This window comes from Phenylobacterium sp., from assembly GCF_041916435.1.
In the GTDB taxonomy this organism is placed as follows: domain Bacteria; phylum Pseudomonadota; class Alphaproteobacteria; order Caulobacterales; family Caulobacteraceae; genus Phenylobacterium.
In genome coordinates this window covers 416,964-436,183 of the sequence record NZ_JAYRZM010000003.1, presented here as the reverse complement: position 1 = coordinate 436,183, position 19,220 = coordinate 416,964, and the positions used below count along the sequence as shown (strand labels likewise).

Annotated in this window: 20 protein-coding genes; 12 read left to right on the top strand and 8 right to left on the bottom strand. The window is 70.3% G+C overall.

The window, feature by feature from the left end; genetic code table 11:
• Positions 1 to 24 precede the first annotated feature (24 nt).
• Positions 25 to 414 (top strand): nuclear transport factor 2 family protein, encoded by a 390-nt coding sequence (locus ACE3TA_RS10520; RefSeq protein ID WP_374573322.1) that lies wholly within the window; start codon positions 25 to 27, stop codon positions 412 to 414.
• Between the two features lie 22 nt (positions 415 to 436).
• Here ACE3TA_RS10520 and ACE3TA_RS10515 read toward each other — a convergent pair whose 3' ends face one another.
• Positions 437 to 1,366, bottom strand: coding sequence for a hypothetical protein (locus ACE3TA_RS10515; RefSeq protein ID WP_374573320.1), 930 nt, complete (start codon positions 1,364 to 1,366; stop codon positions 437 to 439).
• Positions 1,367 to 1,540: 174 nt separating this feature from the next.
• Between ACE3TA_RS10515 and ACE3TA_RS10510 the strand changes: the two genes are divergently transcribed.
• Positions 1,541 to 2,200 (top strand): trans-aconitate 2-methyltransferase, encoded by a 660-nt coding sequence (locus tag ACE3TA_RS10510; protein WP_374573318.1) that lies wholly within the window; start codon positions 1,541 to 1,543, stop codon positions 2,198 to 2,200.
• A 4-nt stretch (positions 2,201 to 2,204) separates the two neighbouring features.
• Here the strand turns inward: ACE3TA_RS10510 and ACE3TA_RS10505 are convergent, their stop codons facing one another.
• Positions 2,205 to 3,914, bottom strand: a complete 1,710-nt coding sequence (locus ACE3TA_RS10505) for a hypothetical protein (protein WP_374573316.1) — start codon at positions 3,912 to 3,914, stop codon at positions 2,205 to 2,207.
• Between the two features lie 115 nt (positions 3,915 to 4,029).
• On the opposite strand from ACE3TA_RS10505, the gene ACE3TA_RS10500 reads away from it, so the two are divergent.
• The 3 genes from ACE3TA_RS10500 to ACE3TA_RS10490 all read left to right on the top strand — a co-directional run bounded on the left by ACE3TA_RS10500 (position 4,030) and on the right by ACE3TA_RS10490 (position 6,741).
• On the top strand, positions 4,030 to 4,752 hold the full coding sequence (locus ACE3TA_RS10500; protein ID WP_374573314.1) for a WbqC family protein: 723 nt from the start codon (positions 4,030 to 4,032) through the stop codon (positions 4,750 to 4,752).
• Positions 4,749 to 5,567: a sulfotransferase gene (locus ACE3TA_RS10495; RefSeq protein ID WP_374573312.1), complete on the top strand. Its 819-nt coding sequence runs from the start codon at positions 4,749 to 4,751 to the stop codon at positions 5,565 to 5,567. Before ACE3TA_RS10500 ends, ACE3TA_RS10495 begins: the two co-directional genes overlap by 4 nt.
• An 88-nt stretch (positions 5,568 to 5,655) precedes the next feature.
• Positions 5,656 to 6,741, top strand: a complete 1,086-nt coding sequence (locus ACE3TA_RS10490; RefSeq protein WP_374573310.1) for a class I SAM-dependent methyltransferase — start codon at positions 5,656 to 5,658, stop codon at positions 6,739 to 6,741.
• Here ACE3TA_RS10490 and ACE3TA_RS10485 read toward each other — a convergent pair.
• The gene (locus ACE3TA_RS10485) at positions 6,738 to 7,817 is read right to left on the bottom strand and encodes a DegT/DnrJ/EryC1/StrS family aminotransferase (RefSeq protein WP_374573308.1); all 1,080 of its coding nucleotides are present in this window, start codon (positions 7,815 to 7,817) and stop codon (positions 6,738 to 6,740) included. The genes ACE3TA_RS10490 and ACE3TA_RS10485 overlap by 4 nt on opposite strands.
• A 238-nt stretch (positions 7,818 to 8,055) precedes the next feature.
• Between ACE3TA_RS10485 and ACE3TA_RS10480 the strand changes: the two genes are divergently transcribed.
• Entirely contained in the window at positions 8,056 to 9,294 is a 1,239-nt protein-coding gene (locus ACE3TA_RS10480; RefSeq protein ID WP_374573306.1) for an aspartate aminotransferase family protein, read from the top strand.
• Positions 9,295 to 9,415: 121 nt separating this feature from the next.
• Here the strand turns inward: ACE3TA_RS10480 and ACE3TA_RS10475 are convergent, their stop codons facing one another.
• Together ACE3TA_RS10475 and ACE3TA_RS10470 are read right to left on the bottom strand one after the other, a co-directional pair.
• Positions 9,416 to 10,792, bottom strand: a complete 1,377-nt coding sequence (locus ACE3TA_RS10475) for a M20/M25/M40 family metallo-hydrolase (protein WP_374573304.1) — start codon at positions 10,790 to 10,792, stop codon at positions 9,416 to 9,418.
• Between the two features lie 46 nt (positions 10,793 to 10,838).
• A complete protein-coding gene (locus ACE3TA_RS10470) occupies positions 10,839 to 11,579 on the bottom strand; it encodes a Rid family hydrolase (RefSeq protein ID WP_374573302.1) in 741 nt (246 codons plus the stop codon).
• A gap of 141 nt (positions 11,580 to 11,720) precedes the next feature.
• Between ACE3TA_RS10470 and ACE3TA_RS10465 the strand changes: the two genes are divergently transcribed.
• The 4 genes from ACE3TA_RS10465 to ACE3TA_RS10450 are packed head-to-tail and all read left to right on the top strand — an operon-like array spanning position 11,721 to position 15,343.
• Positions 11,721 to 12,539 carry an SDR family NAD(P)-dependent oxidoreductase gene (locus ACE3TA_RS10465; RefSeq protein ID WP_374573300.1) on the top strand — a complete coding sequence of 273 codons (819 nt, stop codon included), beginning with the start codon at positions 11,721 to 11,723 and terminating at the stop codon, positions 12,537 to 12,539.
• A gap of 24 nt (positions 12,540 to 12,563) precedes the next feature.
• Entirely contained in the window at positions 12,564 to 13,427 is an 864-nt protein-coding gene (locus ACE3TA_RS10460) for a TauD/TfdA dioxygenase family protein (RefSeq protein ID WP_374573298.1), read from the top strand.
• 7 nt (positions 13,428 to 13,434) lie between these two features.
• Positions 13,435 to 14,409 carry an aldo/keto reductase gene (locus tag ACE3TA_RS10455; protein ID WP_374573296.1) on the top strand — a complete coding sequence of 325 codons (975 nt, stop codon included), beginning with the start codon at positions 13,435 to 13,437 and terminating at the stop codon, positions 14,407 to 14,409.
• Between the two features lie 22 nt (positions 14,410 to 14,431).
• Positions 14,432 to 15,343 carry an alpha/beta hydrolase gene (locus ACE3TA_RS10450; protein ID WP_374573294.1) on the top strand — a complete coding sequence of 304 codons (912 nt, stop codon included), beginning with the start codon at positions 14,432 to 14,434 and terminating at the stop codon, positions 15,341 to 15,343.
• 10 nt (positions 15,344 to 15,353) lie between these two features.
• Here ACE3TA_RS10450 and ACE3TA_RS10445 read toward each other — a convergent pair whose 3' ends face one another.
• The 3 genes from ACE3TA_RS10445 to ACE3TA_RS10435 form a co-directional block, all read right to left on the bottom strand.
• Positions 15,354 to 15,845, bottom strand: coding sequence for a globin domain-containing protein (locus tag ACE3TA_RS10445; protein ID WP_374573292.1), 492 nt, complete (start codon positions 15,843 to 15,845; stop codon positions 15,354 to 15,356).
• A gap of 18 nt (positions 15,846 to 15,863) precedes the next feature.
• A complete protein-coding gene (locus tag ACE3TA_RS10440) occupies positions 15,864 to 17,132 on the bottom strand; it encodes a cytochrome P450 (protein WP_374573290.1) in 1,269 nt (422 codons plus the stop codon).
• Positions 17,133 to 17,204: 72 nt separating this feature from the next.
• Positions 17,205 to 17,915, bottom strand: coding sequence for a helix-turn-helix transcriptional regulator (locus ACE3TA_RS10435; protein ID WP_374573288.1), 711 nt, complete (start codon positions 17,913 to 17,915; stop codon positions 17,205 to 17,207).
• Positions 17,916 to 17,999: 84 nt separating this feature from the next.
• Here ACE3TA_RS10435 and ACE3TA_RS10430 point away from each other — a divergent pair, with 84 nt between their 5' ends.
• A complete protein-coding gene (locus tag ACE3TA_RS10430) occupies positions 18,000 to 18,734 on the top strand; it encodes a glutathione S-transferase family protein (RefSeq protein ID WP_374573286.1) in 735 nt (244 codons plus the stop codon).
• Between the two features lie 159 nt (positions 18,735 to 18,893).
• The gene (locus ACE3TA_RS10425) at positions 18,894 to 19,214 is read left to right on the top strand and encodes a hypothetical protein (protein WP_374573284.1); all 321 of its coding nucleotides are present in this window, start codon (positions 18,894 to 18,896) and stop codon (positions 19,212 to 19,214) included.
• Positions 19,215 to 19,220 lie beyond the last annotated feature (6 nt).

Here is a 19,220-nt window from a genome sequence, read left to right as displayed (position 1 = left end):
CGCGCGCAGCGAGGGAAGAGGGCCATGGGCAAGGACGTGATCGCGAACTGGCACGCCTTCGTGCGATCGCGCGATCCTGCGGCGCTGCACGCGCTGCTGGCCGAGGACGCCGTCTTCGAATCCCCGGTGGTCCACACGCCCCAGGCGGGCCGGCCGGTCGTGGAGAAGTACCTGCTGGCGGCCATGCAGGTGCTGGGGAACGAGACCTTCCGCTACGAGGGCGAGTGGTTCGCCGAAAGCTCGGCGGTGCTGGAGTTCGCCTGCGAGATCGACGGGATCAGGATCAATGGCGTCGACATGATCGCCTGGAACGAGGCCGGCCGGATCACCCGCTTCAAGGTGATGGTCCGTCCACTGAAGGCCATCAACCTCCTGCACCAGAAGATGGCCGCGCGACTCACCGCGCGGGCGTGATTTCCGCTCGCCCGGGCCGCAGTCAGGCCTTGTTGACCGAGTTCGCCTTGATCACCGCCGCGCCCTTGGCGTCCAGGTCGTTGCGGGTCTCGTCCAGGCTGAGCGGGCCCTTGAGGGCGGCGTTCACTTCGTCGATGCCGGCGCGGCCCGAGCCCTGGGCCAGGAGGTAGCGCAGCGAGATCCGCTCGTGGTCGGCGGCGTCCGGCTGGGTGCCGTGCAGAGTGCAGGCGTGCCACATGGCCGCGTAGCCGGCCTCGCCGGTCAGCACGAGTTGGCGGGCCTCCACCTGGCCGCCGCGGCGGTCGCGATAGGTCCAGTGGTCCGGACCGGAGCGCTCCAGGTCGTGCGGGAAGAGGGTGCCGCCCAGCACGTGGGTGCCGGTCAGCAGGTAGAGCGGCGCGTCCAGCTTCGTGACCGGATGCAGGTAGACGTAGAGGGTCAGGAAGTCCGCCGGCCGGTCCTTGTAGTCGATCAGGTCCTGGTGGAAGTCGATGCCGTAGAAATAGGTCACGTCCCGGTTCTCGGGCCGCACATAGGCGCCCAGGTTGTTCACCGGATTGCCCAGGATGCGCTTGCGCAGCCATTCGGGCACGGAGGTCTGCGGCACGCCGCAGACGACCTTCTTGTTCAGGATCGTGTAGTCCGGCCCCAGCACGGCGGAGACGGCCTCGACGATGTGCGGCGCCTGCTCGACGAAGCCGAGGCGATCTTCGAACCGCTCCAGCAGGTTGCGGCCCGGCTTGGGATTGACGCCGGTGTACTGCGGATCGGCGTCGAACTCGGCTTCGGACAGGAACAGGCGGTGGTCGAAATGCCGCGTGGCGCGGATCTCGGCCAGGAGGTCGGCGGCGGCCTTGGGATCGACGCGCTGGTCGAACACGTGCGCGCCGTCGGCGATCAGATGCTCCACGGCGGGGTGCGTGGGCGAGGCGAGTTTCCGGGCGAGGCTCATCCAGGCGTCTCCTGGGGCGGGCGCGCGGCGCCCATTGTCTGGACGGAACGCTCGCAGGCCGTGGTTAACGAACCGTGAGGCGGGCCGGCCACGACGGAAACCTTGTCGTAGCGACTCCTGCGGCATGATGACCGCTCCCGGCCGTCGAAGCGGCCGCCCTAGAACGGGGACTGAATGAACGCTCACGCGCCGCCGAAGGCGGACTATCGGGCGATCCAGCGTCACTACGAGGAGACGCTCGCCCTTTTCGGCCCCAACGTCCACGGGGTCGACTGGCCGAACATGGACGATCTGGAGACCCGGTTCCGCATCATGCTGAGCGGGGCGCCGCGTGGCCAGGAGCCCGTGCGCCTGCTCGACGTCGGCTGCGGCGTGGGCCTGCTGTTCGACCATCTGGCCGCCCACGAGCGCGACTGGGCCTGGACCTATGCGGGCCTGGACATCTCGGCGGCGATGGTCGAGCAGGCCCGCGCGCGCCATCCCTACGCCCGCTTCATGGTGCGCGACCTGATCGCCGCGCCGGAGCTTGGCGAGCCCTTCGACTTCGCGGTGCTGAACGGCGTCTTCACGGTCAAGCGCGACCTGTCGCAGGCGCAGATGGAGGATTTCGTCCAGACCCTGCTGGCCGCCGTCTGGCGCAACTGCCGCGTGGGGCTGGCGTTCAACGTCATCAGCGTCCACCTGGACTGGCGGCGCGAGGACCTGTTCCACTGGCCGATGGACGCGGCCACCGCCTTCGCCACCCGCGAGCTGAGCTCACAGGTGATGATCCGCGCCGACTACGGCCTGCCGGAATACACCACCTTCGTCTATCGCGAGGCGCACGCCGGCTGAGGTCTCAGGCCGACGGGTTCTTCCACCATCGCTGGTACATCTGGCCGAACGCGTCTTCGAGCCGGCGCGTGAAGCCGGCCTCGTCGCGGATGGCGGACCGGTCGAAGCGCTCCTGCATCGTGGAGCGCAGCGCGTTCAGGGCCTCCGCGTCCGCGGTCACGGCCAGGGCGCGGGCCACATAGTCGTCCCAGGACTCGGCGATAAGCTGATCCAGGCCCAGGGGCTCCAGTCGCAGCGTGCCGATGCGGCTGTAGAAGTCGGCGCCGCGAAGCGTCAGCAGCGGCACCCCGTTCGACACCGCGTCCGACGACGTCGTCCCGCCGGGGCAGGGCGACGGGTCCAGCGCGAGATCGATCTCGCCGAACGCCTGCAGATAGGCCTCGCCGGTGGAGTGGCCCTGGAATTCGATGGCCTCGGCCGGCACGCCGTGGGCGGCGAACCGCGCGCGGGTTCCTCTTTGCAGGATGGGGTCGATGAAGAAGCCGTACTTCAGGACTAGGCGCGATTCGGGGCTGGCGTTGAGAATCCGCGCCCAGGCCGCCACGGTCTCGTCGTTGAGCCGCACGGGGTGATTGAAGCTGCCGAAGGTCACGTAGCCGTTGCGCAGGGCCGGCGTCGGGCTTGGCCCCAGGCGCGGGCCCGGCCGGAACGGCGCCATGATCGGCCCGATCCGCCAGATCTTCTCGGTGAACAGCTCGTCGACGCCGTCGGTCGCCATGCCGTCGGCATGGATCACGTAGTCCATCGCCGGCACGCCCGTGGACTGGACGTAGTTGATCCAGGCGGCCTGCACCGGCGCGGCCTTGCGCGCGAACACCCCGAGCCGGCTGCCGGCCGTATGGCCCCACAGGTCGACCAGCACGTCCACGCCGTCGCGCTGGATCAGGGCCGCCGCATCGTCGTCGCTCATGGCGCCGATCGTGCGGATCGCGTCCGCGCGCGGCGCGTCCTCGGCCGCCGCGTCGGCGCTGTACAGGACGACCTCCACGGCGGAGGAATCGTGATTGTCGAGCACCGGCAGGATGAACTGCTTGAGCTGGCTTCGCGTGAAGCTCGGCGCCACGTAGCCGATCTTCAGGCGCCGCCCGTCGAGCGCCTTATTGGCGAAGCGGCGCGTTCCGGGCGTGTAGGCGGGGGCGTAGAGCTCGGCCCACCGGCGCACCTCCTCGGCGTGGCGCCGGACGCCGTTCGGCGCGAACAGCGAGATGTAGAGCAGGAATTCGTGGGCCCGCGAGCTCGGGAACTGGCTCAAGGTGGCCTCGAACGCGATCAGGGCCTCGTCGATCCGCCCCTGGTGCTGCAGCGCCAGGCCCCAGCTCAGCAGCACCTGCACCGGCGCGCCAGGACGCAGGGCGGCCTGGCCGAACGCCGCGGCCGCCGGGCCCATCAGCTTGGCGTTGTAGAACTGCTGGCCGACCTGGGTGGCGTAGGCCAGGTCCGAACTCAGGCGCTCCAGGTCCACCCCGGCCGCGTTCAGGTGCTGGAAGGCGTGGAACGTCTGGGCGTCGGCCAGGGTCGCGCGCTGTCCTTCGCGGTCTCCGGCCGCGCCGAGGGCGGCGGACAGGGCGTAGTGGAGCCTGACGTCGTAGTGCGGGGCCGCGATCAGGGCGCGCAGGCGCTCCACGGCGGCCGGCGCGCGGCCCTGCCGGACGTCTTCAAGCGCAAGGTCGATCTCTTCGGCGAGGGCGTCGTCCTGCGACATCGTTCCGTCCATGGGAGCCTCCACGTTCAGCGCCGGTCCAGGGACCCCATGGGTCTCAAATCGTGGTTAACCAATGAATAAGTCCGCGGCGTCAGGCTGGCGCAGGCGGGGGCTGAAGGGGCCGGCGATGATCGTGTCGATAATGCAGCCGTACCTGCTCCCCTATATCGGGTACTTTCAGCTCATCGCCGCCAGCGACGTCTTCGTGATCTACGACGACGTGCAGTACATGAAGGGCGGCTGGATCAATCGGAACCGCGTTCTGCTGAACGGCGCGCCTCATTGGCTGACCATGCCGGTGGCCCATTCGCCGCTGCACACCCTGATCCGCGACAAGGACTACCTGCGCGGGCCCGCCGCCGACGCCAAGGCGGCCGGTCTGCTGCACCAGGCCTATCGCAAGGCGCCGTGCTTCGCCGCCGGCCAGGCGCTCGCCGCCGAGATCTTCGCCTCGCCGCAGACCAATGTGGCGCGCTTCAACGCGCATGCGATCGGCCTCGTATGCCAGGCCCTGGGGGTGGAGACGAAGGTCGTGTGGTCGTCGGACCTGGGACGCGACGCGACCCTCGGCGGCCAGGACGCGGTGCTCGACATCTGCCGCAGGCTGGGCGCGAGCACCTATCTGAACGCCCCTGGCGGCGTCGGGCTCTATCAGGGCGGCGACTTCGCGCGCGCGGGCCTGCAACTCAGCTTCATCGCGCCCAGGCCGCCCGCCTATGCGCAGTTCGGAACCGAGCACGTGCCCAATCTGTCGATAATCGACGCCCTGATGTTCTGCGCGCCCGACGCCTGCGCCGAGCTCTTGCGCGCCTATGACATCGTGATCGCCGGTCAGGACGCCTTAGCATGAGCTCAAAGGACATGCCGGTCATCGGCCTGCACGGCGCGCCGCGGTCCGGGACGAGCTGGATCGGCCAGATCTTCAACAGCGCGCCCGAGGTCGCCTATCGCTTCCAGCCGTTCTTCGCCTACGCCTTTCACGAGCGCGCCGACAACGCCCGCACGGCCGGCGACCTGGACGCCATCCTGCGGGACATCGCCCTGACGGACGACGCCTACATCCTGCAGACCGGCGAGCGCCGGCTCGCCCAGCGCGAGGTGAGCTTCGCCAAGGCCGCGCCGCAGGCTCTCGTCTACAAGGAGGTGCGCTTCCACCATCTGCTGCCGCAGCTCATGGAGATCGACCGCTTCAGCGGCGTCGGCATCGTCCGTGATCCGATCGACGTCCTCAGTTCCTGGATCAAGGCGCCGCGCGAGTTCAAGCCGGAGTGGAGCGTGGAGGCCGAGTGGCGGTTCGCGGCGAGCAAGAACGGCGGCCGGCCCGAGGAGTTCTACGGCTACGAGGGCTGGAAGCGCGCCGCTCTGCTGTTCGAGGACTTGCAGGCGAAGGCGCCGCGGCGCTTTCGAATCCTGTCCTACGACGCCCTGCTCGATCGGCCCCTGGCGACGGTGACGGCGCTGTTCGAGGCCCTGGGGCTTCCCATGTCCGGCCAGGTGGAGGCGTTCGTCGAAAGCTCGACCGCCAGCGCCGACGACGACCCTTACGGCGTGTTCCGCGACATCTCCCTTGGCCGTTCGCCGTCGATCCTGTCCGCCGCCATCCAGGACTGGATCAGGGAAGACGTGCAGCGAAGCGGGCTGGGTCGCCACCTGCGCGCGCGGTGAGCCGGCGTTCGCTTCGGGGCCGGCGATTCGAATCGCCTAATATCCGGACGGCACGGGCCGTCTCGGCTCGGCATGAAGGAGCGCCAAGATGGGGCCGCCCCCCCGGACCCTGCTGATCCTGCCTGGAGGCTTCGGCGACGCGCCCATCCTGCGGGAGTTCGCGGTCGACCTGGGCCTGCGCGTCGTCGGCGCCTCCTCCCTGTCCAACGATCCGGCCGCGGCGGACTACGCCGAGTGGGCGCGCCTGCCGCATATCGCCGACGCCGGCTTCGACGCGGCGCTGGACGCCCTGGTGGCCGAGCGCGGGATCGACGCCATCGCCGTCACCCACGACGCGGTGATGCATCACCTGCGCTCAAGTGGCCTATGCGACCGGCTGCGCGTCTTCCAGGGGCGCACGCACGCCGACCTGAACGCCGAGTACCGGCTGCTGCGCGAGCGCCTGCGCTCGGCGGCGATGATCCCCGAACTCGACCGCGCCTCGCCGCCGCGTCCGGCGCTGTCGCAAGCCGAGGCGGCGGGCTTCATCCGCGCCGCCATGCTGATCCGCGGCCAGAGCGACGAGACCAAGCTGATGGCGCTGATCGAGGCGGCGCGCCGCGCGCCGTCGGGCGACATCGTCGAGATCGGCAGCTTCTTCGGGCGCACCGCCGCGCTCTTCGCCATGCTCGCTGGGCGCTACGACCTCGGCCGAGTGCTCTGCGTCGACCCTTGGGCGGCGGAAGAGATCGACCAGGGCGCCGACGCGCTGAAGTCGTATTCGGAGACGCACGACTGGCGCTACATGCGGCAGATCTTCGAGGTGAACGTCGCGCCGTTCGCCGCCGGCCGGCTCAACTACTTCCACGGCGCGTCGACCGACGCGGCCAAGGCCTATGCGGCCGATCCGGTCGTGCGCACCGATTGTTTCGGCGAGACCCGCTACGAGGGCCGCGCCGGCCTGCTCTACATCGACGGCAACCACGAGTACGGCCACGTGCTCGCCGACACCGAGGCCTGGGCGCCCATGGTCAAGCCCGGCGGTTGGATCGTCTTCGACGACTACGTCTGGCATTGGGGCGACGGGCCGCGCCGGGTCGGCGAGGCGTTCCTCGCCGGCAACGGCGACAGGGTGCGCTGCGCCTTCGTCGCGGCCAACGCGCTCTTCGTCCAGTTGGGCGAGGCCGGCCGCTAGAGGCTTCGCAGCGTTTCCGACATGGCCGCGGCGATCCGGCGCGCGTCCTCGACGTCGAGGTCGATCGCGAACGGCAGGCCGATGGTCGATCCCGCCAGCTCCAGCGTGTGGGGCAGCGCGTCCCGCGGCGATCCGGCGAACGCCGGGCTCTCGTGGCAGCCCTGTCCCCACCATCGCCGCGTGTCCACGCCGCGGCTGCGAAAGCCCGCTTCGACCGCCGCGCCGACGCCCTCCGGCAGGCCCACCGTGCACACGCTCGTGATCCAGCTCGACCCCCAGCCGGGCTGGAAGACGACCTGCGGCAGGTCCGCCATGGCCATGCGCAGCATCTGGGCCGCGCGCAGCCAGCGCAGGCGATCCAGCGGCCAGGCGTCCAGCGCCGCCAGGCCGACGGCCGCGGCGTATTCGCTGAGCTTGGCGTTGGTGGCGACGAAGCGCGAGGCGCGGTCGCCCTGGAAGCCGTAGGTCGTGAGCTGCATCACCCGCTTGGCCAGCGCGGGGTCCTGCGTGGCCAGGAAGCCGCCCTCGCCGATCCCGAGCACCTTCGTCGCGTGAAGGCTCACCACCGAGGGCAGGGCCGCGTCGGCCGCCGTGTCGAAGGCGGCGGCGGCGTCGATCAGCACTGGCAGGCCCGTCGCGTCGCGGAAGTCCAGCCAGGCGCCGAGATCCATCGGCCGGCCGAACGGGGCGACCGGCATGACGACCGCCACCGGCCCCGGCGCGCGGGGCAGGGCCTCGCGGACCCGCTCGGGGTCCAGCATCCAGGTCGCCGGATCGACATCCAGGAACCACGGGGTCAGGCCCGCCTGGATGGCGGCGTGCGCCGTCGCCACGAAGGTCCAGGACGGCATGGCGCAAAGCGCGCCTCGCGGAAGGTCCATGGCCTGGAGCGTGAGCGCCAGGGCCTGGGTGGCGTTCACCGCCGTGGCGACGTGCGCGCCGGGGCCGAAGCGTTCGCCGAGCCTGGCTTCGAACTCGGTGAGCAGCGGGCCGAAGTTGGAGTACCAGCGGGCCTCGTCGATGCGTTCGAGATAGGGCGCGATCGCCGCCGCCGGCGGCAGGCGCGGCCGCGCCACCGGAATGGCGCCCGGAGCCGGCGTCCGCGCCGCGGCGGGACCGATCCGCCTTGCTCCCCTTTGAGCCACGTCCTTGCGCTCCTGATGCCCCAGGAGGCCAGCGGACCACGTCCATGGTTAATGCGAGCTTATGCGCAGTCCCGCGGCGCGCGTGGCGTATGTGTGGCCAACCGCCGCACGGCCGGGGCAAGATGGGGCCGCACGGCGCCGGCGAACGGCCCGCATGGAGGAACGCGCGATGACCCTGGCCCTGCCGCAGCACGGAACCCCCTGGCCCGAGCTTTCCCAGCGGATGGACGCCCTGGCCGCCCACGACGTGAAGTGGCGCCAGGGTCGCGCGGCGGTCTACGTCTTCAACGCCGGCCCGGACGTGGAGCAGGTGCAGAAGGAGGCCTATCTGCGCTTCATGTCGGAGAACGGCCTGGGCCCCGCCGCCTTCCCGAGCCTGAAGCAGATGGAGGCCGAGGTGGTGGGCTACGGCCTTTCCATCCTGCACGGCCCCGAGGGCGCGGTGGGGAACATGACCACCGGCGGCACCGATTCCATCCAAATGGCGGTGAAGGCCGCCCGCGACCACGCGCGCAAGGCCCGCGGCGTGACCGGCCCGCTCAACATCGTCCTGCCCGCCTCGGCCCACCCGGCGTTCGACAAGGCCGCGGCGGTGATGGAGATCGAGGTCAGGCGCGTTCCGCTCAAGGACTATCTGGCCGATCCGGCCGCCATGGCCGCGGCGGCGGACGAGGCGACGGTGATGATGGTGGGCTCGGCCCCCTGCTTTCCCTTCGGCCTGATCGATCCCATCGAGGCCCTGGGGCGGGCGGCGCAACAGAAGGGCCTGTGGCTGCATGTCGACGCCTGCGTCGGCGGCTACATGGCGCCCTTCGTAAGGATGAACGGCGCCGAGATTCCGCCCTTCGACTTCGAGGTCCCCGGCGTCTGGTCGATGTCGGCCGACCTGCACAAGTATGGCTACTGCGCCAAGGGCGCCTCGACGGTGTTCTTCCGCACCGAGGCCCTGCGCCAGCACATGATCTTCGACCTCAACGTCTGGCCGGCCGGGCGGATGGTCACGCCGACCCTGGCCGGCACGCGGCCGGGCGGGGCGATCGCCTCGGCCTGGGCGGTGATGAATTTCCTGGGCGTGGAGGGCTATCGGGCCAAGCACGCCCAGGCGACGGCGGCGCGCGAGGCGATCGAGGCCGGCGTGAAGGCCCTGGGCTTCACCGTCATCGGCGCTCCCAAGCTCGGCCTGATCGCCTTCACCCACCCCGAGGTGAACTGCCACGCCATTCTGAAGTCCATGTACGAGAAGGGCTGGGTGACCAGCGCCCTCAGCGAGCCCAAGGGCCTGCACCTGATGCTCTCGCCGATCCACGCCGGCGTGACCGACGCCTACCTCGCCGACCTCAAGGCCTGCCTCGCCGAGGCCAAGGGCCAGCCGGCCAAGCCGACCGCCGAGGTGCGCTACGGCGGGTGAGGGGCCGGGGACGCGGTCCCCAACGGCGTCTTCGCCCGGCTCGTCCGGGCGATCCAAGCGGCGCTTCAGCTTGGGTCCCCCGGCTCGGCCCTCAGGGCCGACCGGAGGATGACGTCGCGGATCACTGCGCCGCCGAGACGAACGATCCGGCGTCGCCCGGGAACACCACCGGGCTCTCGTAGCCGTCCGGCCCCACGGCCGAGACGCCGAAGAACCAGTCGTCGATCACCACGTTCTTCAGCACCGTCCCGTCCGCCGCGCCGCCGTCGACCCAGCGGCTGTAGCGCCATTGCGGGTCGGTGGTGGAGCGCCACCAGACCCGGTAGCCGGCGGCGCCCGGCGCGGGCGTCCACTTGACCGTGGTGTCGTCGCTGACCGCGCCGGAGATCTCGACGCCGTTCGGCGGCGCGGGCGCCGAGGCCAGGGCCGCCAGGGTCACGACGTTCAGCCGGGTCACCTGGGCCAGATAGTCGAAGTCCACGCCCGACAGCACGTCGCCGTAGGCGATCCCGTTCTCGGTGCGCAGATCCTGGTGCTGGCGGTTGTAGTTCTCCGTGGACTCGGTGACGCGCACGGCGGGGAAGCCGGCGCCCAGCATCTCCACCTGGTCGCCGCCGCGGCCGAAGCGGTCGGTGCGATAGATCATCTTCACACTGAGGTTGGTCAGGTACTGGCCGGCGAGACGGTCCATGTAGCGGGCGAGATTGCGCGAGGGGCTGTCCACTTCGCCGCCGTTGTAGCGCCGCCGGTCGGCCTGGGCCTGGGTCTCCACGGCCTTGGTGCCCTCCGAGAACACGCGCACGTGGGTGTTGTCGCGCACCCCGTTCAGCCCCTCGCTATTGCCGACGATGTCGTTGTTGAGGTCGGCCTCCACCTGCCAGCCCTGGGCCTTGGCGTAGTCGGCCAGAACCTTGCCGCCCATCAGGCCCTGCTCCTCGCCGGAGAGGACCGCATAGACCACGGTGGCCTTGAACTTGAACTTGGAGAGCACCCGCGCGGCCTCCATCACCGCGGCCACGCCGGATCCGTCGTCGTTGGCGCCGGGGGCGTCGCTCGTCGCGTTCATGACGTCGCTCACCCGGCTGTCCAGGTGGCCGGAGATCACCACGACGCGCTTGGAGCCTTCCGTCCCCGGCTGGATGGCCAGGACGTCCATCACCTCGGTGGGCGTGGGCACGCGCTTGCCGCTCATCACCTGGGAGGGCGTGGCCACCGTCAGGCAGCCGCCGCAGTCCTTGGCGAGCGCGGTGAACTCGGACGCCACCCAGCGCCGCGCCGCGCCGATCCCGCGGGTGTCCGACCTGGTGTCCGACAGGGTGTGGCGCGTGCCGAAGCCCACCAGCCGGGTGATGATCGCCTTCTGCCGTTCCGGGCTCACCTGGGCGGCGGCCTGATGCAGCAGCGCCTGCTCTCCGGAAGGGCCCGGCGCGGCCCCGGCGGCCGGCGCTGCGGCGGCCAGGGCGAGGCCCAGCATCGGAACGGCGAAGATCGGTTTCATGTCGGGCTCCTTGGAGAGCGCACTCAATCGCGACCGGCGCGCCCGATCAATGGCGCGCCGCGCCGTCCCCGTAATTCTCCAACAGGATGGAGTCGGCCGAGTCATGCGCCGGCTCCCCCCTGGAGGCGGCCGGCTTGGGCGCGGGCTTGGGGGCCGGTTTCGGCGCGGGCTTCGGTTTGGGCTTCGGCTTGACCGGCGCCGGCGGCGGGGCGGGCGGGGGCGGCGGAACGCGGGCGGTGAGCTGGATCTCCACCACCCCGGCGCTGGAGAGCAGGTCGGCCACGCCCACCGCCGTCCAGGCCGGATAGGGCTCCTTGAAGAACTCGTCCTTCACCTCGGCGAAGGCGCGGAACTGCTCGTCCTTGGTCCCATCGAAATTGGGGCTGTTCCAGACGTGATAGGTCTGCAGCAGCGCCACGTCGGCGAAGGTCAGGCCCTCGGCCTTCAGCGCCGCCTGCATGTAGGCGAAGGCCCGGCGCACCTGGTTCTTGAACGCCTCGACGTCGTGGCCCTCGCCCACGCGCGGGCCGATCACCACGCCCGACAGATAGACTATGTCGCCGGCGCGGCGCAGCGGCGCGAACTTCAGGTCGCGCCAGACCGTCTCGTCCCTGGGGCCGGTCAGCACCACCTCGCCGCCGGGGGAGGGGATGCGCCGCATCATCGGTCCCGGCGGCGGGGCGGGCGCATCCGCCGGCGGCGCGGGCGGCGGCGGCGGGGGAGGCTCGGCGGCGGCCGCCGAGCCCGCCAGCAGCATCGCCGCCGTCAATCCGATCCACGCCTTCATGCCGTCTCCGCGCCCAGATGGGTTCCAGGGGGCCAGTTAGACAGAGTCGCGGCCTTCGCGCACAGGCCGCCCGCGCTTGCGCCCCGGCCCCAGGCGCGCGAGGCTCCGGCCATAATAAATTTCATTAGGGAGATTTCAGACGTGTCCACCGCAGCCATCAATCCGAACGGAACGCTCAAGGGCAAGGTCGCCCTGGTCACCGGCGCCAGCCGCGGCATCGGCGAGGCCATCGCCGCGCGGCTTGCCATGGAAGGCGCCCGCGTGGTCGTCTCCGCCCGCACCGTCGAGGAAGGCGATTCCAAGCTGCCGGGCACGCTGTCGCACACCGTCGAGCGCATCAAGGCCGCCGGCGGCGAGGCGACCCTGATCAAGGCGGACCTCTCCTCGGCCGAGGACCGCCAGCGCCTGGTGGACGCCACGATCGGAACCTACGGCCCGGTGGACATCCTGGTGAACAACGCCGCCGTCACCTTCTTCATCCCGGTGCAGGACTTCCCGGAAAAGCGCTTCAAGCTGATGATGGAGGTGCAGGTCTATGCGCCGTTCCACCTGGCCCAGCTCGTCCTGCCGTCGATGCGCGAGCGCCACACCGGCTGGATCGTCAACATCTCCTCGCCCGCGGGCATCCATCCCAAGCAGCCCTATGGCCCGGGCCGGGGCGGCACCGTCTATGGCATGTGCAAGGCCGCGCTCGAGCGCTTCACCACCGGCCTGGCCTCCGAGGTCTATGAGGACGGCGTGGCGGTGAACGTGGTCTCGCCGGGCCTGGTGGACACCCCCGGCGTGGCGGTGCACGGCCTGATCAACGCGGCCACCAAGAGCCGCGTCCAGCCCATCGAATACATCGCCGAGGCGGTCTATCAGCTCGCCAGCGGCGATCCGAAGACCATGACCGGCCGCGTCGACTACGCCGAGCCCTTGCTCAAGGAGCTGGGCGTGCAACCATCCGACCTGATCTAGCCGGCTGCGCAGAGGAGCCATCCCATGTCCGAACCGACCTTGAAGATCCGCAAGGCCGCCGGCGCCCTCGGCGCCGAGATCAGCGGCGTCGACCTGTCGAAGGAGCTTTCCGATGAGACGATCGCGGCCATCCGCGCCGCCTTCGTCGAGCACCAGGTCGTCTTCTTCCGCGACCAGGCGCTTTCGCCTGAGCGGCAGGTCGCGTTCGGGCGCCGCTTCGGGCCCTTGAACATCCATCCCTACGTGTCCGGCATGGCCGGCCATCCGGAGGTGATGGAGATCGTCAAGGAGCCCGAGGACCGGCTGAACTTCGGCGGCGGCTGGCACTCGGACATGAGCTTCCTGGAGCATCCCTCCATCGGCTCGATCCTCTACGGCGTCGAGATCCCCGAGTGGGGCGGCGACACCCTGTTCGCCAGCCAGGCGGCGGCCTACGAGGCGCTGACGCCGGGAATGCAGGCCACGCTGGAGGGGCTGAACGCGGTGCACACCGCCAGCCGGGAATACTCCTCCCGCGGCGCCTCGGCCCAGAAGCGCAAGTCCATGAGCGTGGTCGAGGCCGAGGGCGCGGTGGGCGAGTTCATCCACCCGGTGGTCAAGGTCCACCCCGAGACCGGGCGCAAGGCGCTCTACGTGAACCCCGCCTTCACGGTGCGCTTCGAGGGCTGGTCGAAGCGGGAGTCGCGGCCGCTGCTGGAGTTCCTCTTCGACCATTGCCGCTACGAGGCCTTCACCTGCCGCTTTTCCTGGGCCAAGGGCTCGGTGGCCATGTGGGACAACCGCTCGGTCTGGCACTTCGCCCTCAACGACTATCCCGGCCAGCGCCGGCACATGCGCCGGGTGACGGTCGACGAGGTTCCGGCCGAAGCCCGGGCCGCGGCGGAGTAGGGCCGCGATGCGCTACGCCCCGCTCGGGCCGGTCGGTGAGGTCAGCCGCCTGACGCTGGGCGGCGGCGGCCTTGGCCAGGTCTGGGGCGAGACCAGCCAGGACGAGGCGCTGGCCGTCATCAAGGCCGCGCTGGACGCCGGGATCACCCTGATCGACACCGCGCCGATGTACGGCGTCTGCGAGGAGGTGATTGCGCGGGCCTTCTCGGGTAGCCTGCCCGAGGGCGTGCGGATCACCACCAAGTGCTGGCTGGGCGAGCCGCCGCCCGGCAAGGCGCTGGAGCGCATGGAAGCCTCGCTGGACGCCAGCCTGAAGGCGATGCGGCTGGACCGCGTCGACGTGATGATCCTGCACAACAACCTGTGCGAGGCCGACAGCGTCCTGCCGCGCGACCAGGACCGGCGCGCCCAGGTCGCCACCACCTGGGAGGCCTACGTCGATGAGGTGATCCCCGCCTTCGAGGACCTGAAGCGCCGGGGGCGCATTGGCGCCTGGGGGATCACCGGAGTGGGCTTGCCGCCCACCGTGCTCAAGGCCCTGTCGCACGAGGCCAGGCCGGCCGTCGTCCAGGCGGTCGCAAACCTGATGGACTCGCCCGGCGCCATGCGCCGCTACGAAGGCCCGGCCATGCCGCGTCGGATCATCGCCTCGGCCAGGGCCAACGGCGTGGGGGTGATGGGCATCCGCGCCGTTCAGGCCGGCGCCCTGACCGGCGGAATCGACCGGGCGCTGAAGGAGACCCATCCGGAGGCCGCCGATTTCCGCCGCGCCGCGCCCTACCGCGCGCTCTGCGCCGAGCTGGGGGTCGACCCGGCGCTGCTGGCGCACCGCTACGCCCTGGATATCGCGGGCGTCGACACCGTGGTGCTGGGGGTGAAGAACCGCGCCGAGCTCGCCCAATGCCTGGAGGCTGAGGCGCTGGGGCCGCTGCCCGCGGACTTGCGCGAACGGATCGACGGCCTGGGGCTGAGGACGCCATGAGGCCGGCCAGGGGGATTGGGCGTTGAGCGTCCAGACCACAGATCGAGGAGCGCCGCCGACGGACGCCGAGGTGATCGCGCTCTGGCCCGAGGGCCCGCCGGATCCGCTGCCGGAGGTCGGTCCCGAGGCCAGCTATCGCCAGGCGGCCGCAAGCGGGCCCGAGGTTGAGTGGGTGCGCAACGTCTCCGAGGCGACCCTCACCGTCTTCCGTCCGCCAGCGGACAAGGCCAATGGGACCGGCGTGATCGTCTGCCCCGGTGGCGGCTGGCGCATCCTGGCCTGGCGTCACGAGGGGATCGACATGGCCCGTTGGTTCGCCGAGCGCGGGGTGACGGCCTTCCTCCTGAAATATCGCCTCACGGGCACGCCGGACGATCAGGAGGCGTTCGCCGCCTTCAACGCCCGCGCGCAAGGCCGCGAGGCCGAGCTTGGCAAGATGTCGGGTCGCGAGGCGCCGCGGTCGATGGACGGTCTGGTGCGCAACGAGCTCTTCATCCGGGCGCGTGAAGCCGCCGCGACGGATGGGCGACGGGCTCTGTCGGTCGTGCGCGAGCGCGCCGCCGACTTCGGCCTCGATCCAACCCGGATCGGCATGATCGGCTTTTCCGCCGGCGCCTTCCTGACGATGGACGTCGCCATGCGGCCCGAGGGTCCGCCCCTGGCGTTCGCGGCGCCGATCTACGGCGGGGAGACGCGGGGCCGGCCCGTTCCCACCGACGCCCCGCCCCTGTTCGCCTGCATCGCCCAGGACGACCGCATGCTGTTTCGCGTGGTCGAGGGCCTCTACGCCGACTGGTGCGACGCCGACCGGCCGGCCGAATTCCACGTGTTCCAGAAGGGCGGCCACGGCTTCGGCATGATCGCCCAGAACCGGCCGGTGGACCGCTGGACGACATTGCTTGAAGCCTGGCTCGGCGACCTCGGTCTGCTCTGAGCGAAGCCGCCTAGCTCTCGGCGACGCCTTCGCGTTCGAACGCCTCGCGCTGGCGGACGAAGTAGGCGTTGTCGCCGGCCTCCACGCGCGCGGTGCTTTGGACGTAGCGGTCGATCTCGGCCAGGAGCTCGGTCCAGGCGGCTTCAAAGGCGTCCGTCCAGTCCGCGGCGAGCAGGTCGCGAGCGGTGTCGCGCACGATCTCGAAGAAGGTGGCGAACACCTCGCGGGGCACGTCGTAGCCCTCGTGGGTGATCATCTCGGTGCGGATCATGTGGTCGGCGTAGCGGCGCTCGCCGACGAAATCGAAGATCGCCTCGAAGGTGCGGGACAGCATCTCGCCCTTCACCGCCCCGTTGGTGTCGCGCCAGAAGTAGGGCTTCATCTGCGGGTGGCGCTGGAACAGGCGCTCATAGATCGCCTCCACCGGATCGCCGCGCTCGGCCAGGCGCTCAAGGCTGGCCTCGATCTCCGCCGCGCGGGCGAACGCCGGGGTCTGCGTCATGCCGGTCTCCATGTTCCGCTAGGCCGCGATGCGAACCATCATCTGCTCATAGCCCTTCACGAAGCTGGAACGCACGCGCTTCGGCTCCTCGAGCACCTCGATGCAGCTCCAGCGCTTGAGGATCTCCTCCCAGACGATGCGCAATTGCATCTCGGCCAGGCGGTTGCCGACGCAGCGGTGGATGCCGAAGCCGAACGACAGGTGCTGGCGGGGGCGTTCGCGGTCGATGATCAGCCGGTCGGGCTCGTCGATCACCGCCTCGTCGCGGTTGCCCGAGACGTACCACATGACCACCTTGTCGCCCTTCCTGATGGTCCTGCCGCCGATCTCGATGTCCTCCAGCGCCGTACGGCGCATGTGGGCCAGGGGTGTCTGCCAGCGGATGATCTCGGGCACCATGCTGGAGATCAGCTCGTGGTTCGCCCGCAGCTTGTCGTACTCCTCGGGGTGCTGGTTGAGGGCCAGGAGGCCGCCGGAGATCGAGTTTCGGGTGGTGTCGTTGCCGCCGACCGTCAGCAGGATGATGTTCCCCAGATACTCGTCCGGGGTCATGTTCCGGGTGGCCTCGCCGTGGGCCAGCATGGAGACCAGGTCGCCCTTGGGCGGGGCGTTCACCCGCTCGTTCCACAGCCCCGTGAAGCAGGCTAGGCACTCCATCAACTCGGCCTGACGTTCCTCCTCGGTCTCCACCATCTGGCCGGGGGCGGGGATGGTGGTGGCCACGTCGCTCCAGCGGGTCAGCTTGCGCCGGTCCTCGAAGGGGAAGTCGAACAGGGTCGCCAGCATCTGGGTGGTCAGCTCGATGGAGACCCGGTCCACCCAGTCGAACGGCTCGTTCAGCGGCAGCTCGTCCAGGATCTTGGCCGCGCGCTCGCGGATGATCGGCTCCATGGTCTGCAGGTTGGCCGGCGAGACGATGGGGCTGACGGTCTTGCGCTGCACGTCGTGCTTGGGCGGGTCCATGGCGATGAAGCTGGGCCGGCGCAGGTCCGGCCGCGCGTCGCGGATGGTGATGCCGCCCAGCGCCGCCTCCGAGGAGAAGACCTGATGGTTGGTGTCCACCGCCATGATGTCGTTGAACCGGGTGACCGACCAGTAGGGGCCGAACTCGCTGTCGCGGCAGTAGTGGACCGGCTCTTCCTTGCGCAGGCGTTCGAACCAGGGCCAGTGGGTGTTGGTGCGGAACAGCTCCGGATCGCCGGGGTGGAAGTCCTCCAGCGGCGTTGCATAGGCCCGCGCGCGAGCTTCTTCCTGACCCTCGGCCAGCTTCATGGCGCCGTCAGCCATGCGATCCTCCCTGAGCGTCCGCCTTGCTGACGGATCGTTGATAAGTCTGGCGATGAAACGCCGATATGGACCCTAGGGCAACCGTTCCTTTCGCACGTCGTCCGAGGCGGCCTTGGCGTTGAGCCAGCGGGCGCGCAGCGCGGCCGGCCGCTCCGGATAGCGCTCGTCGAGGAAGCCGGCGGCGACGACGCGGTCGGTGCGGAAGCTGCGGAAATCCTCGCGCAGCTCGCACCAGGCGATCAGCAGGCGCACGGTGTCCAGGTAGCCCACCGTGACCGGCCAGACGACGCGGCGGGAATCGCGGCCCTGCTCGTCGCGGTAGGTCAGGTCGATCTTGCGTCCGCCGCGGATGGCCAGGCGCACCTGGGCCATGTCCAGGGCGTCCTGGCGCACGTACATCGAGGGCGGCGCCGCGGCTGACGGTTCCAGCACATAGGGCCGCAGGCGTTCGGGCACGGCGGCGGCGATCTTGGCGATCAGGTCCTGGGCGGCGCGGGCGAGCGCCGGATCGCCCCGGCGGCTGACCCACTGGGCGCCCAGCACCGCCGCCTCGATCTCGTCCGGCGTCAGCATCAAGGGCGGCAGGTCGAAGCCGCTTTCCAGCACGTAGCCCATGCCGGCCTCGCCGCGGATCGGCACGCGCTGGCCCACCAGGGTGGCCACGTCGCGATAGACGGTGCGCTTGGAGGTCTCCAGCTCCTCGGCGATGGCGTCGGCGGTGGTGGGCCGGCCGGTGCGCCGCAGGATCTGGATGATCTGGAAGAGTCTGTCTGCGCGTCTCATGCGAAGGCTCTAGCGTCAGTCTGCTGCCAGCACGATGTCAGCAGCATGGCGGTAGGTGTTTCCCATCGCAATGGAGACCTCCCCATGTCCGTTTCCCCCGCCATCACCCTTCACGGTTTCGGGCCGGGCTTCGGCCTGCCGGAGATCAGCCCCTATGTCTGCAAGACCGAGGTGCAGTTGCGCATGGCGGGCCTGGGCTATCGCCGCGCGCCGGTGGACCGCGACATCGCGCCGAAGGGCAAGGCGCCCTACATCGACGACGATGGCCTGATCGCCGATTCCACCTTCATCCGCGAGCACATCGAGCGGAAGTACGGCGTGGACCTGGACGAGGGCTTCGACGCGGCCCAGCGGGCCACGGCCTGGGCCGTGGAGCGGATGCTGGAGGACCACCTGGCCTGGGCGCTGGTCCACTACCGCTGGATCGATCCCGACAACTTCGCCAGGGGGCCCGCCCACTTCTTCGACGGGGCGCCCGAGGGCGTGCGCGAGGCGGCGCAGGCCAACGTCGCGCGCAACCTGTGGGGACACGGCCTCGGCCGCCACAGCGACCTGGAGCTCCTGGAGCTGGCCGAGCGGTCGCTGGAGGCCTTCGCCCTGATCCTTGGCGACAAGCCCTACCTGCTGGGCGCGGAGCCGTGCGGGGCCGACGCCACGGCGCTCGGCGTGCTCGCTGGGCTGCTGACGCCCTATTTCGACTCCCCGCTCCAGCGCCTCGCGGAGAGCTACCCGGCGATCACCGCCTACGTGGACCGGATGATGGCCCGTTTCTATCCGGAGTTCCCCTGGGGGATGGCCAAGGCGGCTTGCGCCGCCTGACGCCCGGCGCCGGCGCGAACCACTTGTCCTTGAATTGCGCGCGCGCTTTAGCGTGGCGTGTCGCCGTCGCCCCAACGTGCTGATTCTTGAGCCTAAAGCGACGCCCCGGCCAGGCGCGGGTAAGCAATGGTCAACCACGCTCTGGCAGGGTCCCGCCACATGGCGAAGACCGATCCGAAACCCTGGAAGCCGCCCGTCTGGGCCCCCGCGACCTTCGTCGCGGCGGCCAGCCTCGCGGCCGCGGCCGGCCTTGGCCTGCATCCGCAGGATCCGCACGAAGCCGCGGCGGTCTTTCCCTTCTGGTGGGGACAGGGCCGGTCCGTGGAGGCGGCCGCCCAGGCCGGCGACATCGTCGCCGTCGGCGCGGCGCCGTTCGTGGTCGTCGCGCGATCCGACACCCAGGACATCGCCGCCGCCCTGAAGGCCCAGGGCGCATGGCTGGTCATCGACCCCGGCCTCGCCGTCGGCTGCGGCGCATAGGAACCT

What these genes read in the sequence shown, in the direction of transcription:
- ACE3TA_RS10440 (WP_374573290.1), bottom strand. Translation starts at nt 17,132, where the DNA reads ATGGCTGACGGCGCCATGAAGCTGGCCGAGGGTCAGGAAGAAGCTCGC.
- ACE3TA_RS10435 (WP_374573288.1), bottom strand. Translation starts at nt 17,915, where the DNA reads ATGAGACGCGCAGACAGACTCTTCCAGATCATCCAGATCCTGCGGCGC.
- ACE3TA_RS10475 (WP_374573304.1), bottom strand. Translation starts at nt 10,792, where the DNA reads ATGAAACCGATCTTCGCCGTTCCGATGCTGGGCCTCGCCCTGGCCGCC.
- ACE3TA_RS10500 (WP_374573314.1), top strand. Translation starts at nt 4,030, where the DNA reads ATGATCGTGTCGATAATGCAGCCGTACCTGCTCCCCTATATCGGGTAC.
- ACE3TA_RS10430 (WP_374573286.1), top strand. Translation starts at nt 18,000, where the DNA reads ATGTCCGTTTCCCCCGCCATCACCCTTCACGGTTTCGGGCCGGGCTTC.
- ACE3TA_RS10505 (WP_374573316.1), bottom strand. Translation starts at nt 3,914, where the DNA reads ATGGACGGAACGATGTCGCAGGACGACGCCCTCGCCGAAGAGATCGAC.
- ACE3TA_RS10520 (WP_374573322.1), top strand. Translation starts at nt 25, where the DNA reads ATGGGCAAGGACGTGATCGCGAACTGGCACGCCTTCGTGCGATCGCGC.
- ACE3TA_RS10490 (WP_374573310.1), top strand. Translation starts at nt 5,656, where the DNA reads ATGGGGCCGCCCCCCCGGACCCTGCTGATCCTGCCTGGAGGCTTCGGC.
- ACE3TA_RS10470 (WP_374573302.1), bottom strand. Translation starts at nt 11,579, where the DNA reads ATGAAGGCGTGGATCGGATTGACGGCGGCGATGCTGCTGGCGGGCTCG.
- ACE3TA_RS10480 (WP_374573306.1), top strand. Translation starts at nt 8,056, where the DNA reads ATGACCCTGGCCCTGCCGCAGCACGGAACCCCCTGGCCCGAGCTTTCC.
- ACE3TA_RS10460 (WP_374573298.1), top strand. Translation starts at nt 12,564, where the DNA reads ATGTCCGAACCGACCTTGAAGATCCGCAAGGCCGCCGGCGCCCTCGGC.
- ACE3TA_RS10510 (WP_374573318.1), top strand. Translation starts at nt 1,541, where the DNA reads ATGAACGCTCACGCGCCGCCGAAGGCGGACTATCGGGCGATCCAGCGT.
- ACE3TA_RS10515 (WP_374573320.1), bottom strand. Translation starts at nt 1,366, where the DNA reads ATGAGCCTCGCCCGGAAACTCGCCTCGCCCACGCACCCCGCCGTGGAG.
- ACE3TA_RS10495 (WP_374573312.1), top strand. Translation starts at nt 4,749, where the DNA reads ATGAGCTCAAAGGACATGCCGGTCATCGGCCTGCACGGCGCGCCGCGG.
- ACE3TA_RS10455 (WP_374573296.1), top strand. Translation starts at nt 13,435, where the DNA reads ATGCGCTACGCCCCGCTCGGGCCGGTCGGTGAGGTCAGCCGCCTGACG.
- ACE3TA_RS10445 (WP_374573292.1), bottom strand. Translation starts at nt 15,845, where the DNA reads ATGACGCAGACCCCGGCGTTCGCCCGCGCGGCGGAGATCGAGGCCAGC.
- ACE3TA_RS10425 (WP_374573284.1), top strand. Translation starts at nt 18,894, where the DNA reads ATGGCGAAGACCGATCCGAAACCCTGGAAGCCGCCCGTCTGGGCCCCC.